Annotated in this window: 13 protein-coding genes; 6 read left to right on the top strand and 7 right to left on the bottom strand. The window is 70.5% G+C overall.

The annotated features are described in order from the left end of the window. Nucleotides 1–71: 71 nt before the first annotated feature. Genes sfnG through DNK54_RS02300 form a run of 3 tightly spaced genes read right to left on the bottom strand, consistent with a single transcriptional unit; the run spans nt 72 to nt 3,741 of the window. Nucleotides 72–1,187, bottom strand: coding sequence for a dimethylsulfone monooxygenase SfnG (gene sfnG, locus DNK54_RS02310; protein ID WP_110205316.1), 1,116 nt, complete (start codon nt 1,185–1,187; stop codon nt 72–74). Between the two features lie 3 nt (nt 1,188–1,190). Beyond that, nucleotides 1,191–2,483, bottom strand: coding sequence for an acyl-CoA dehydrogenase family protein (locus tag DNK54_RS02305; protein WP_110205315.1), 1,293 nt, complete (start codon nt 2,481–2,483; stop codon nt 1,191–1,193). A 10-nt stretch (nt 2,484–2,493) separates the two neighbouring features. Next, entirely contained in the window at nt 2,494–3,741 is a 1,248-nt protein-coding gene (locus tag DNK54_RS02300; RefSeq protein ID WP_239459868.1) for an acyl-CoA dehydrogenase family protein, read from the bottom strand. Between the two features lie 249 nt (nt 3,742–3,990). Here DNK54_RS02300 and DNK54_RS02295 point away from each other — a divergent pair, with 249 nt between their 5' ends. Both DNK54_RS02295 and DNK54_RS02290 read left to right on the top strand, forming a co-directional pair. Beyond that, the gene (locus DNK54_RS02295; RefSeq protein WP_110205314.1) at nt 3,991–4,368 is read left to right on the top strand and encodes a hypothetical protein; all 378 of its coding nucleotides are present in this window, start codon (nt 3,991–3,993) and stop codon (nt 4,366–4,368) included. 57 nt (nt 4,369–4,425) lie between these two features. Next, nucleotides 4,426–5,106 carry a histidine phosphatase family protein gene (locus tag DNK54_RS02290; RefSeq protein WP_110205313.1) on the top strand — a complete coding sequence of 227 codons (681 nt, stop codon included), beginning with the start codon at nt 4,426–4,428 and terminating at the stop codon, nt 5,104–5,106. An 11-nt stretch (nt 5,107–5,117) separates the two neighbouring features. Here DNK54_RS02290 and DNK54_RS02285 read toward each other — a convergent pair whose 3' ends face one another. The 3 genes from DNK54_RS02285 to DNK54_RS02275 all read right to left on the bottom strand — a co-directional run bounded on the left by DNK54_RS02285 (nt 5,118) and on the right by DNK54_RS02275 (nt 8,258). Next, entirely contained in the window at nt 5,118–5,945 is an 828-nt protein-coding gene (locus tag DNK54_RS02285) for a GIY-YIG nuclease family protein (RefSeq protein ID WP_110205312.1), read from the bottom strand. Between the two features lie 37 nt (nt 5,946–5,982). Then, complete coding sequence (locus DNK54_RS02280) at nt 5,983–6,978, bottom strand: alpha/beta fold hydrolase (protein WP_110205311.1); 996 nt, start codon at nt 6,976–6,978, stop codon at nt 5,983–5,985. Between the two features lie 134 nt (nt 6,979–7,112). Beyond that, nucleotides 7,113–8,258 (bottom strand): carboxylate-amine ligase, encoded by a 1,146-nt coding sequence (locus DNK54_RS02275; RefSeq protein WP_110205310.1) that lies wholly within the window; start codon nt 8,256–8,258, stop codon nt 7,113–7,115. A gap of 137 nt (nt 8,259–8,395) precedes the next feature. Between DNK54_RS02275 and DNK54_RS02270 the strand changes: the two genes are divergently transcribed. Then, a complete protein-coding gene (locus DNK54_RS02270; protein WP_162602281.1) occupies nt 8,396–9,205 on the top strand; it encodes a class II glutamine amidotransferase in 810 nt (269 codons plus the stop codon). 6 nt (nt 9,206–9,211) lie between these two features. Here DNK54_RS02270 and DNK54_RS02265 read toward each other — a convergent pair whose 3' ends face one another. Next, nucleotides 9,212–9,862 (bottom strand): UdgX family uracil-DNA binding protein, encoded by a 651-nt coding sequence (locus DNK54_RS02265; protein ID WP_110205308.1) that lies wholly within the window; start codon nt 9,860–9,862, stop codon nt 9,212–9,214. 75 nt (nt 9,863–9,937) lie between these two features. Here DNK54_RS02265 and DNK54_RS02260 point away from each other — a divergent pair, with 75 nt between their 5' ends. The 3 genes from DNK54_RS02260 to DNK54_RS02250 are packed head-to-tail and all read left to right on the top strand — an operon-like array spanning nt 9,938 to nt 12,344. Next, on the top strand, nt 9,938–10,117 hold the full coding sequence (locus tag DNK54_RS02260; protein WP_110205307.1) for a hypothetical protein: 180 nt from the start codon (nt 9,938–9,940) through the stop codon (nt 10,115–10,117). Beyond that, a complete protein-coding gene (locus DNK54_RS02255) occupies nt 10,114–11,625 on the top strand; it encodes an FAD-dependent oxidoreductase (RefSeq protein WP_110205306.1) in 1,512 nt (503 codons plus the stop codon). The genes DNK54_RS02260 and DNK54_RS02255 overlap by 4 nt, the downstream gene beginning before the upstream one ends. Before the next feature lie 26 nt (nt 11,626–11,651). After that, on the top strand, nt 11,652–12,344 hold the full coding sequence (locus tag DNK54_RS02250) for a hypothetical protein (RefSeq protein WP_162602280.1): 693 nt from the start codon (nt 11,652–11,654) through the stop codon (nt 12,342–12,344).

Raw genomic sequence — 12,344 nt, 5'->3', positions numbered from 1 at the left:
GAAATGACGGCCCCTCTCATCCCGATCCTGGGCGACCGGTTAGTGCGCCTCGCCACATCGCACGGCCGGCGTCAGACGCGTGCCAACTCGACCGCCTCGAGCTCGCGGACGATCGGCAGCACCTCACGCCCGAAGTACTGCACGTCCTCTTGGAAGTGCAGGAAGCCGAGCAGGAAGAGGTGCACGCCGCGGCGCTTGTACTCCAGCATCCGGTGCGCGATCTGCTCCGGTGTCCCGACCAGTCCGGTGCGGAATCCGTCGTTGTACTGCACGAGGTCGGCGAACTCCGAGTCCTGCCACATCCCCACCTTGTCACCGGCCGACTGGCCCGCCTGCTTCACCGCTGCTCCGAACCCCTCGACCGCCTCCCGGTCGGCCTTGTCGATGATCTCGCGCAGCACCCCCCGGGCTTCCGCCTCGGTCTCCCGGCCGATCAGGAAGCCGTTGACGCCGTACCGCACGTGCCCGGCCCGGCCGTGGACTGCCGCCACATCGTCGACGTCGCGGATCTGCTCGGCGATCCCGTCGGGGGTGTTGCCGTTCATGAAGTACCAGTCACTGACCCGGCCACCCATCCCTCGAGCGTCGGTGGAGTTGCCGCCCATGAAGATCTCCGGGTGCGGGCGCCCAGGGACGTCGTACGGCTTGGGCTTGAGGTCGAAGTCGTGGAGCCGGTAGAAGTCGCCGTTGAACTCGGCATGCTCGCTGGTCCAGATCTCACGCAGGTAGCGGATGAACTCCTCCGAGCGGCGGTAGCGGTCGCCGTGCTCCAGCCATGGCTCGCCGAGCTTGGTGAACTCGTCCTTGAACCAGCCGCTCACCACGTTCACGCAGAAGCGGCCCTTCGTGTACTGGTCGGAGCTGGCGACGAGCTTGGCCAGCACACCCGGCTGCCACAGCCCCGGATGGATCGCGGCGATCACCTTCAAGCGCTCGGTGGCCAGTGCGATCGCCAGGCTGATGCTCGTCGACTCGTGCTGGTACGCCGCCCCGTAGGACGCGATGTAACGCACCTGCGACAGCGCGTAGTCGAAGCCGTTGCGCTCCGCCAGCCGCGCCAGCTCGATGTTGTAGTCCAGCCCCCAGTCGGTGCGCTGCTCGATCTTGCTGACCACCAGGCCACCGCTCACGTTGGGCACCCAGTAGGCGAACTTCAGCGGCTCACGGCCGCTCGGATTGCTTGTCATTCCTCAGTCCTTCGGAGAGTTGTCGGTGGTCTCGCTGATGCGTTCGGTGCGGCCGATCGCCCAGGCGTACGGCGGCGGGGTGCCGTTGACGAGGCTCCCGCCGACCACGCGGGCCTTCAGGTTCCGCGGGTTGTGCGAAGAGACGGTCCGGGCATTGCGCCAGTGCCGGTCCAGGCCGGATCCGACCGCAGTGGCCGACGCGCCGAGCGTGTCGAAGAGGTCGGTCGCCGAGTCCAGGACCAGCTGCGTGACGACGACCTGGGCCGCCGACGACTCCAACTCGGCGGCCTCGGCGGCCCGCTGCGCCGCCGTCGGATCGCCGACCGTCTCGGAGGCCTCCTGCAACGCCGACGCCACCCGCAAGGTCGCTGCCTCCGCGGCGTAGACACGGGAGGCGATGGTGCCGACGGTGGCCAGCACCTGGGCGTCGTCACGCACCCGGGCGGCATTGGCGTGCGAGTAGTTGCGCTCCCGCTCCCGCACCGCGGTCACGGTGTCGGTGAGCGCCCGCCGCCCGATACCGACCAGCGTCGCCAGCAGGTTCAGCTGGTAGAGCGCGGTCTGGTACGGGAAGCGTTCCTCGAACGGGAGCACGTGGGCCGGGTCGATCCGCACGCCGTCGAAGTGCGTGGTCCCGCTGCCGGTCCCCTTCTGCCCGAAGCCGCCCCAGTCGTCGGTGACCGTCACGCCCGGCGCACGGGTGTCGACGAGCACGATGACGAAATCGTCCGCGTGCCCTGGGCGCACCCGCCGTGCGTACACGTCGGCCCACTCCGCATAGATGGTCCCGGTCGTGTAGTACTTCGCCCCATCGAGCCGCAGGACGCCTGCACCGTCGTCGGTGAGCACGGTGCGCTGGGTCTCGATGGCCGTCGAGCCGACCTCCGACCAGGCATTGCCGGCGATCTCCCCTGCCGCGAACCGCTCGAACCACGGCCGCTGGCTCAGGCCGCGCCCGTCCTGCCACACCCTGTCTTCCACCAGCGCGAAGTGACCGCGGAGCGCCTGCGGGAGATTGGCGTCAGCAGCGGCGAGATCTATCCACAGCTGAGTGACGTCGGTCCAGGACGCTCCCCAGCCGCCGTACGCCGCGGGCACCCGCAGCGCCCCGAAGCCGGCCTGCTTGAGCGCGGCGACCTGCTCGATCGGCAGCCGGTCGTCGAGCTCGCGTTGCAGGGCGCCAGCGGCGATCTCGTCGAACAGCGCGGCGTACTCCCGCCGCAGCTGGCGAAGCAGGTCGCTGCCCGCCGCGGGGCGGCGGAGGAAGGAGCCGACCTCCTCGTGCGTGATCGTCATCGTCGCCACCTCACGTGTACCAAGTCGGCTCGGGCAGCTGCCCGAGCAAGGCGTAGCGGCCGACCTCGGCACGCTTGTGGGCGATCGGGTCGTGGAGACTGTGCGTGCGGATGTTGCGCCAGTAGATATCGAGCCCGACCGAGCTGGCGGTGGCGCGAGCACCGGTGACCTCGTAGATCCGGTTGCCGATCTCGAGCCCGACATCGATCGCGACCTGCTTCGCCGCGGCGATCACGACGGCGGCCTCACCGCGCTGGCGCTCGGTCACGGTGTCGGCGTGCTCGTTGATCTCCTCGATGTGCGTGGCCGCACGGTCGGTCAGCGCCTCCGCGGCCCAGAGCTTGGAGCGCAGGTCGCCATAGGTCTCGAGCACGTAGAACTCTTCGCTGCCACGCTCCTTGAGGTCCGGCGTGTAGGGCCACGGGCGCGTCCGCTCGCGGGTGTAGGTGCCTGCCGTCGCGAGTGCTCCCTCCGCGATGCCGAGGTAGAGGTTGGCGAAGATGATCTGGATCAGCGGCACGTTCAGCGTGTTGTAGACCCGAGGCACGAAGACGTGCTCTCCGTCGGCCGTCTCCACGTAGCCCGCCGCGGCCGCCCACGGCACGCGGACGCCGTCGATGACGACGCCGCCGCTCTCGGTGAGCCGCTGGCCGAGGCTGTCCCAGTCGCCCTTGAACCGCAGCGCCGGCTGGTCGGTCGGGACGATGGCGAAGACGTGCCTGTCGGTGCCTGCAATGACCCCTTCGAGGACGGTGACGTCGGAGACCCGGCCGCCGGTGGAGAAGCTCTTCTCGCCGCGGAAGATGAGCTCGTCACCCTCGACGGCGATCGTCACCTCGGCGTCCCGCGGGTTGACGGCGCCGCCGAAGAACCATCGGTTGAGCGTGGCCTGCTCCTCCACCGCGGCGATCTGCTCCGGGGTGCCGACCAGTCGCGCCGCCCAGGCCCACAGGTAGTGGTAGCCGAGCAGCTGGCCGACGGAGCCGTCGCCGACCGAGACGGCACGGACCACCCGCAGCGCGGTCGTCCAGCTCTCCCCCGCGCCGCCGTGGTCGACAGGCCCGAGCAGGGTCACCAGTCCGCTGTCCTTGAGCAGCTGGACCTCGGCGTACGGCGCCCGGTTGGCCCGGTCCCGTTCCAGGGCGTCGACGGCAAGGGTCGCGGCGACCTCCTGCGCGCGCTGGAGCCAGCCCTCGGCACTGGCGGGCGATCGCCCCCAGTCGGTACGTCGGGTCTCGATCTGTTCGGTGGAGGACACAGGCTGCTCGCTCTCTCGCTTGGGAACATCTTATGTCTATTAAGTTTGTGGACTTTTATGCCGAAGACAAGGCGCCCGCTCCGATCGCGACAACCAATCTGCCGAGGGAGCGGACGGTCCGGGCTATCACCTGCCCCGAGGAACCGGCGTCAGCGGAGCAGTGACCCCGTCGACTTCGCTCCGAATCGGGTACCGGGAAGGAGCACCGCGCAGGAGGCGCGGCGCACACCGCAGATCGAAGGAGCACCAGTGACCGGGAAGAACCCGCTCGACCTGATCAAGCACGTTGCTCACTCCGGCCTTGCGGCCGGAGCGCACCTGGCCAGGTCGGTCGCCCGCATCGTGGCCACCGACTCCCCGTCGGCCCACCGCACGCAGGAGCCGGAGACTCCCGTCCCAAGCGTCGACCCACGGCAGACTGTCGACCCGGCCCCGCCCCCGCCCGCCGTCGAGATCGACCCGGACCGCCCGGTCAACGTCGTCAAGGAGCTGGGGCTGGACCCGGCGCCGGTTCCGGACACAAGCCCCAAGCCCACCACCCGCATCGACGCAGCTGCCGACCCGGAGAGCGTCGAAGCCACCCCCGCCGACGTTGCGAAGGTGGTCGATCCCGACCAGGAGCGGTGACGGAACGCTCGACCGCCCCGCCACACCCCGGCACCGCCCCGCCCGTAGGGTCGAGGCGTGCGCCTCATCCTCATCCGCCATGGCCAGACTCCCCACAACGTCACGGGGGCACTCGACACCGCCTTCCCCGGCGCCGGGCTCACCCCGCTGGGCGGCGCACAGGCCGGAGCGGTGCCCGCGGCGCTGGCGGAGCGTGATCTCGCAGGCATCTATGCCTCGCCCCTGGTCCGCACCCAACTGACGGCGGGGCCGCTGGCAGCAATCCGCGGGCTCGACGTACGGGTGACGCCAGGCGTCGAAGAGGTCGCCGCCGGCGAGCTGGAGCTGCGGTCTGACCAGGAGGCCGTGCGGACCTACGTCGAGACCTTGATCAGCTGGATGCACGGCGACCTGGCGCGCGCGATGCCCGGCGGCATGTCGGGCCACGACTTCTATCAGGGGTACGACGCGGCGCTGCAGGAGATCGCCGCTGCCCACGGCTCGAAGGAGACCGTGGCCGTCTTCAGCCACGGCGCAGCGATCCGCGTCTACACCTCGTTGGCGGCCCGACTCGACCCGAACGAGTCGACGAAGCTGTGGATGATGAACACCGGGATGGGCGTGCTCGAAGGCGACCCGCACGCCGGGTGGGAGCTGACCCAGTGGCACCCCGAGCCGCTCGGCGGCCTCGACCTCGAGGACCCGGCCGCCCACGACGTCACCGGCGAGGCACCCGAGGAGGCCGTCGACGACGCCTGAACCGCAGCGGTTCAGTTCCTGTTGTAGCCCAAGGAGCGTGCCTGAAGCACCTCCTTCCAGTAGGACTCGCGCTCCAGCACATGCTGGTCGTCGGCGCGCATCGACCAGAACTCCAGCAGCGCGAACCGCAGGTTCGCCCGGAAGTGCTCCTCACCCCGCTCCTGCAGCAGCTCCTGCAGACCCACGTTGTGACCGTGCAGGGTGGCGGCGTACGTGCTCCAGCGTTGCCAGATGCCGGTGTCGCCGTACGCCGACCCGACGTAGCGGGCTCCGGTCGTCTGGTCGTGGATCACGTAGACGCCCTTCATCTGCTCCAGCGCGATCCGCCAGTCGGGCCGTTGCTGGCTCACGATGACCTGCAGGTCGGCCAGTGTGTGGTTGATGCGGTCGTGGCCGGGGAACGGGTCACCGGTGAACGGCTCGTCGAGGATCGAGGCGACCGTCATCTCGTCGAGGCAGGACTCCATGGTCCGGCGCCGCTGCCGCCCCGACAGCGCCAGCCGCACGTAGAGGCGACGGACGAAGGCGCCCATCAGGTCCTCGCGCGGTACGACGTCGTAGGAGTGGGCCTGCGGCTCCGGCCGACGACCGACCACCTCCCAGATGCCGCCGAAGAGCCAGAGCGTGACGTCGTGCCGGTCCTGCGCCAACGAGAAGACGAACCTCCGGTTGAAGTCGTTCTTGTCGCCGCGCCACGAGTTCCAACCCCGCCACTCCTCCGGGTCGTTGGCCAGCACGTCGATCGGATGCTTCTCACCGTTGAAGACTGCGCAGTGCAGCTTGCAGGTCGCCGGGTCGAACTCTCGGGGCAGCAGCGCGGCGAGTGGGATGGCTTCCATGCACCGGAGGCTAACCCCCCCCCCCCCGCGAGCCGGCTCATCGCTCCGCGACCGCCTCCAGGAACTCCAGCAGCAGGCGGTTGATCTCCTCTGGCCGCTCCTGCTGCACCCAGTGCCCGCAGCCGGGCAGGATCTCGGCACGGGTGAGCCGCGGCAGAGTCTGGGAAAAGCGGTCGATGGCGCGCCCACCCCACCGCGTCGGCCCGTCCAGCTCACCGCCCACGAAGAGCGCCGGGACCTCGATCGAGCGCCCGCGGAAGACGGAGAGATCCTCCCAGTCGCGGTCGACGTTGCGATAGCGGTTGAGCGGCCCGGCGAGACCACTGCGCTCGAACTCGGCGACGTAGAAGTCCAGGTCCTCCTCCGCCAGCCAGGCCGGTGGCCGCTCCGGCCACAGGAACCGATCGCGCATTCGGCCGCCGCGCGGTACCAGCGACGGCCCCTGCAGGCCGGCCGCCAGGGTCGCGCGTACCCCCTCGCCGCTGGCGCTGTAGTACATCCCTTGCAGCCAGCCGCGGAGGTCGGCCTCGATCTCCGCCTCGGCGCGACCCGGCTCCTGGAAGTAGGAGATGTAGAACTCCTCCTCCCCTCCCATCGCGGCGAACGCCTCCGTCGGGCGCGAACGGCCGGCCGGCGTGAAGGGCACCGAGAGACCCGCCACCGCACGGAACAGGTCGGGGCGCAGCAGCGCGGATGCCCAGGCGATGGGCGCGCCCCAGTCATGACCCACCACCACGGCGTGATCCACGTCGAGCGCACCGAGCAGGGCCACGTTGTCGCCGACGTGCCGCAGCATCCGGTACTCCTCGACGGCGGCGGGCTGCGCGGATCCGCCGTAGCCCCGCACGTCGAGTGCCACAGCTCGGTAGCCGGCCTCGGCCAGCGCCGGCAGCTGGAACCTCCACGAGTACCAGGACTCCGGGAACCCGTGCACCAGCAGCACCGTCGGGCCGGCACCGGCCTCGACCCAGTGCAGCACGGTGCCGGCCACGGACTCGGTGCGGTGACGGAGGCCGGTGAGCTCAGGTCGCATGTCGTGACTCTGTCAGTACTCGTCGTTCGCGTCGAGGCGGATCGGGGGCGTCGAGCTCGTCCCCCCGCAGCAGCACGAAGACCGGGCGCCCACCCGTGCCGCTTGCGACTGCGGTATCCGCCGTGCCGCGCAAGTCATGCGGACGCTGGTGGACAACTCAGGTGCGCCAGCTGCACCACGGCCTTTCCCATGTCGCCCGTCTCCCTCAGCACCGCGCGCTGCCGCACGGCACCGGTCCCGCGGCGGCGCAGCCGCTCCAGGTGCTCACGCACGTCGTGGAGGTCGCCGTTGGTGCGCAACGCGGACTCCACGTGCGCCGCCAGCGTCTCGACCACTATTCCGGCCGGGAGCGGCCGATGCGTGAGTGGATGCAGCAGGTCGGCCGACAGACCGTGGCGCCCGGCCTGCCACATCGCCAGGCGCAGAAGGGAGGACGATGCCACCGGCGGCTCCTGCCCCCGCCGCCAGGCGAAGGCGGCCGTGTCGACCAGCGCTCTGCTCAACGCCGCCACCAGCACCGCGTCCCGCGGGTCCAGACAGACGTCGGCGACCCGGATCTCCACCGTGGGGTAACGCCGCGAGGCACGAGCGTCGAAGTACGCCATCCCCTCGTCGATGGGCACACCGGTGCCGATCAGCAGCCGCAGATTCTCCTCGTACGCCGCACCCGTGCCGAAGAGCTCGGTCGGTCCGTTGGTGGGCCAACGCGTCAGCACCTGCGATCGGTAGCTCTCGTACCCGGAGTCAGCCCCCTGCCAGAATGGCGAGTTCGCGCTCAGTGCGAGCAGCACAGGCAACCAGACCCGGATCCGGTCGAGCACGCCGATGGCCTCGTCGTCGGATTCGATGGACACGTGCACGTGCAGCCCGCAGGTCAACTGCTCACTGGCGGTCAGGCCGAACCGTTGCGCCATCTCCCGATAGCGGGGGTCGTCGGCGATGCGGGCCTGCACAGGCAGCGGCGTCGTGCCGCTGGCAAGGACGAGCGCGCCGCTGACCTCAGCTGCCGCTCGGGCCTTCTCGCGCCACGAGCGCAGCGCCGTCTCCAACTCGACGAGCGTCGTGGCGGGCGGCGTGTCGGTCTCGATCTGCTCCTCCTGCAACTCCGGTCCCAAGGAGCCGCCGGGCACCGCGTCGGGACGGGCCTCCTCGGTCTCACCGCGCAACTCCGCGACGCGCAGCACCTCGCTCGCCACAGAGCGGGCAGTGCCGTCGGCAGCGTCGACCAGCAGCAACTCCTCCTCCACGCCCACGCGCCGCACCTCTGCCCGCTCCGTCATCGCGCCACCCCTCTCGCAAGCCCACGATGCTGACGCAGTACCCAGGCGCACTGCGCCGACGCCCTCCTGTGCAGACCCCCGTGGCCTGGGTACCGCCTTCCGGGTGCCCGAACCCTCCCCGGAAGGAGCAGCCCGCCGTGTGCCGCCTCTACGGCTATGTGACCAGGGCGGAAAGATCCGCCGCCGACCTGCTGGGCGAGGACGGCCTAGCGGCGTTCACCTCCCTGACCGCGGTCCATTCCGACGGCTGGGGAACGGCATGGCATACCGCCGACGGTCGCACCCACACCGAGTCCTCACCGCGGTCGGCAGCCATGGATCCGAGGTACGACCAGCTGATGCGCGAGCCGTTGTCCTGCGCCGGGCTGGTCCACCTCAGATGGGCTACCGGCGGCCTGGACGTCGGGCCGCAGAACACCCATCCGTTCTTCGACCGGCAGTACGCCCTCGCCCACAACGGCCATATCGCGCCGATCTCCGGTCTGGAGGAGCTGCTCACTCCGCCGAGCCGCGCGGCGCTGCACGGCGACACCGACAGCGAGCGCTACTTCCGCTTCGTCCGGCAGTGCATCGATGAGTCCGGTGACGAGGTGCGCGGCGTCACCCACGCACTCGCCCGGCTGATCAAGCACTTTCCACACTCCAGCCTCAATGCGCTGCTGCTGGCTCCCACTCGCATGTTCGCGATCCATATCAACTCCCGAGCGACGTCTCCGCTGCGTGCCCTGCGCGCGATGTTCGACGACGAGGACGAGATCCCACCCCGCCATGCCACGGAGTACTTCGCCATGGACTACCGGGTGCGGGAGGAGAGCATCGAGGTGGTCTCCAGCGGACTTGACCAACCCGGCTGGACGCCGGTGCCTGCCGACACCGCCGTCGTGGTCGACTTGGAGAGCCGCGAGGTGGAACGCCTGGACCCGGTCTCTGTGCTCGACGAGATCTGAGGTCCGTCAGAGCCAGCTCTCCGCCAGACGCAGATCGTCGACCAGGGCGTCGTACGCCGCGCGGCGCTGGTCGTGCGCCCGGAGCACTGCGGCGGGATGAGTCGTGGCTGCTACCCACCGCGGGGCGTGATCGAGCGGGAATGCCCCCGGCCAGGACAATCTGCGGCCGCGCTGCTCGGTGACCTTGAACGACGGACCGAGCAGCGCGTTGCCAGCCGTGCCGCCGAGCAGCACCACGCCGGTCGGCCGCAGCAATCGGAGCTCCGCCTCCAGCCAGGGCCGGCACGCGTCCACATGACCGTGGTGCGGCGACTGGTGGATGCGGCGCTTCCCCCGGATGGTGGACCAGCGGAAGTGCTTGACCACGTTGGTCCGGAAGACACGGCTCTGCTCGATGCCCGCGTCAGCGAGCGCATCGTCCAGCACTCTGCCCGCAGGCCCGACGAAGGGTTCGCCCTGCTGGTCCTCGCGATCACCTGGCTGCTCCCCCAGCAGGACCAGCTCGGCGTCAGCGGAGCCGTCGCCCATCACGCCCTGGGTCGCGTCCCGGTAGAGCTCGCAGCCACGGCATTCCTGCACCGCCTCCCGCAGCCGAGCGAGGTTCGGACGCTCGGGCACCCAGGCTCCAGCTCCGGGCCGCTCGATCCGCTCTGACATGGCAGGTCGGTACCCAGCCCGCACCTGGGTACCGACTCGCTCAGAGCCCACCTCGTGAGCCGAAAGGAGTCACCGATGAACGCCACACCTGACCAGTGGCCGGACGCCGACAAGGAGGATGAACGGGACGCGGCCCAGCGCAGCGAGACCGAGGCGAACCCGACGCCGCCGGCAACCGACGCCACAACCTCCGAGGACGTGCAGGACTCCCCGCAGCTGCCGCCCGAGGGCAACCGGGGCGCGGCGACGGAATGAGTGCCGACGTCCTCGCCAGCCGACACATGTCCCTGTGGTGGGACGGCGTCGCCGCTCCCCCGCGACCACCCCTGGCGGAGGACGCCTCCTGCGATGTGGCGGTGGTCGGCGCGGGGATCACCGGCCTCACCACGGCGCTGCTCGCCGCCCGCGCAGGACTCTCCGTGCGAGTCATCGACATGGCGGGTGTCGCGACCGGCACCAGTGGCTACACCACCGCCAAGGTCACCTCCCAGCACCACCTCACCTATGCCCGACTGCGGCTCACCCACGGCGACTCCGGCGCCCGCACGTACGCCGCGGCGATGGAGGCCGCCAAGGAGCAGGTGGCGACGCTGGCCGAGGGCGTGCCCTGCGACCTGCAGCGATGCCCGGCCTACGTCTTCGGCACCCGCCCTGGGGAACGGACGCTGCTGGAGCTCGAGACCAGGGCTGCACAAGCAGCCGGGCTCCCGGCTCGGTTCGACGACGAGGTGCCGCTCCCCTTCTCCACGATCGGCGGGATGCGTCTCGACGACCAGATCCAGTTCCACGCCGTGAAGTACCTTCTCGGGCTCGCCGATCAGGTGACGGCAGCCGGGGCGACGATCCACGAGCAGACCCGCGCCCTCGACGTGAAGGAGCACGACGCCTTCGCCGAGGTCCGCACCACTCAGGGCAACCTCCGCGCCGCCCATGTCGTGGTGGCCACGCTCCTGCCCTTCCTCGACCGCGGGCTGCACTTCGCTCGCGCACACGCCAGCCGCTCCTACGTCGTGACCGCCCGGATCGCCGGTGACCTGCCGACCGCGATGCTGCAGGGAGCTGGTCCACCGGCCCACTCGGTCAGGTCCGTGCCCTTCGGAGACGAGACGTTGCTGATGGCGCTGGGGGCAAGTCATCACACCGGCGGACGAGCCGACGACAGTCGCTATGCAGCGGTCGCCGAGTTCATGGCGCGGCACTGGGAGGTCACCACCTTCACGCACCGCTGGTCCTCACAGGACTACATCCCAGTCGACGGCATCCCCTACATCGGACGGCTCGGCCACGGCAGCGAGCGGGTGCACGTGGCGACCGGGCTGAAGAAGTGGGGCATGACCGGCGGCACGCTCGCCGGGATGCTGATCACCGACGCCATCACCGGCCGTGACAATCCCTGGGCCGGTCTCTTCTCCGCGGAGCGACTCTCTCTCGTCTCCGGCGCTCCGCGCCTGGCCGGCGAGAACGGCCGGGTTGCGCTCCACCTGGTCGGCGATCGGCTGCTGGACCGGGGCAGCCGCGATCTCGAGGAGCTCGCACCCGACGAGGGCGCGATCGTCTCGTTCGACGGCGACCTGGTCGCCGGCTACCGCGCTGCGGACAGCACCTTGCACGCCGTCTCGCCTACGTGCACCCACCTCGGCTGCCACGTACGGTGGAACGGCGCCGAACGCTCCTGGGACTGTCCCTGCCATGGCTCTCGTTTCACTCCCGACGGCGAGATCCTCTGTGGGCCCGCGACGGAGCCGCTACGGCGGCATCGTTAGTCCCCAGCCGCTGGGTACCAAGCGGCATGCGATTGCATGCGCCCCTCCCCGACCGCTCCCCCCTCACGTACGGCGCGGCACGGGCCGGAGGGGCGCTGCTGGCCGGGGCGGCGGGCGTGCTCGGGCGGCTCCGCCGCCCCGCGAAGCCGTTGCATCCCCGCGGTGAGGTCTGGTCGGCGTGCCTCACTCGCCACGGCAGATCGGAGCCGCCGACGGGTGTGCCCTGGCTCGACGACCCCGGCACCGACACCGCCGTCGTCCGCCTCTCCGCCGCGCTGGGGCTCCCTCGCCCGTGGCCCGACGTGCGCGGGCTGGCCCTGCGGGTGCTGGACGGGCCGGCCGCCGCGGACGGTCTGCCGGCCGATCTGCTGCTGGCCACCACCGGCAGCGGACGGATCAGTCGCTTCCTCCTCGCCCCGGCCTCCCGTACGACGGGGCACACCTTCACCACGCTGCTCCCCTACCGCGGCCCTCAAGGCGCCGTGGAGGTCTCGGCGCAGGCGAGCGGCGAACGCCGCTTCGGCCTCTGCCATGCCACCCTCGCCGGCCCCTGGCAGCCCTTCGCCACCCTCGACCTGAAGGAGCGGCTGTCAGAAGAGCCGACCTTCGACCCGCTGCGCCACCTGGTGCCGGGACTGAGCCAGTTCGGATGGGTCCGGCTGCTGCGCGACCCCGCCTATCGCGCCGCCCGCCGGATCCGCTCTTCACGCCCGGTGTGA

The sequence above is a fragment of the Nocardioides daejeonensis genome, assembly GCF_003194585.1.
Lineage (GTDB): Bacteria > Actinomycetota > Actinomycetes > Propionibacteriales > Nocardioidaceae > Nocardioides > Nocardioides daejeonensis.
The sequence above is the reverse complement of the archived record's forward strand: the minus strand, read 5'-3'. Positions and strand labels throughout refer to the sequence as shown.

Excerpts from the sequence above, each read along its gene's own strand:
- DNK54_RS02250 (WP_162602280.1), top strand. The coding sequence starts at position 11,652 with ATGCGATTGCATGCGCCCCTCCCCGACCGCTCCCCCCTCACGTACGGC.
- DNK54_RS02260 (WP_110205307.1), top strand. The coding sequence starts at position 9,938 with ATGAACGCCACACCTGACCAGTGGCCGGACGCCGACAAGGAGGATGAA.
- DNK54_RS02255 (WP_110205306.1), top strand. The coding sequence starts at position 10,114 with ATGAGTGCCGACGTCCTCGCCAGCCGACACATGTCCCTGTGGTGGGAC.
- DNK54_RS02265 (WP_110205308.1), bottom strand. The coding sequence starts at position 9,862 with ATGTCAGAGCGGATCGAGCGGCCCGGAGCTGGAGCCTGGGTGCCCGAG.
- sfnG (WP_110205316.1), bottom strand. The coding sequence starts at position 1,187 with ATGACAAGCAATCCGAGCGGCCGTGAGCCGCTGAAGTTCGCCTACTGG.
- DNK54_RS02305 (WP_110205315.1), bottom strand. The coding sequence starts at position 2,483 with ATGACGATCACGCACGAGGAGGTCGGCTCCTTCCTCCGCCGCCCCGCG.
- DNK54_RS02285 (WP_110205312.1), bottom strand. The coding sequence starts at position 5,945 with ATGGAAGCCATCCCACTCGCCGCGCTGCTGCCCCGAGAGTTCGACCCG.
- DNK54_RS02275 (WP_110205310.1), bottom strand. The coding sequence starts at position 8,258 with ATGACGGAGCGGGCAGAGGTGCGGCGCGTGGGCGTGGAGGAGGAGTTG.
- DNK54_RS02280 (WP_110205311.1), bottom strand. The coding sequence starts at position 6,978 with ATGCGACCTGAGCTCACCGGCCTCCGTCACCGCACCGAGTCCGTGGCC.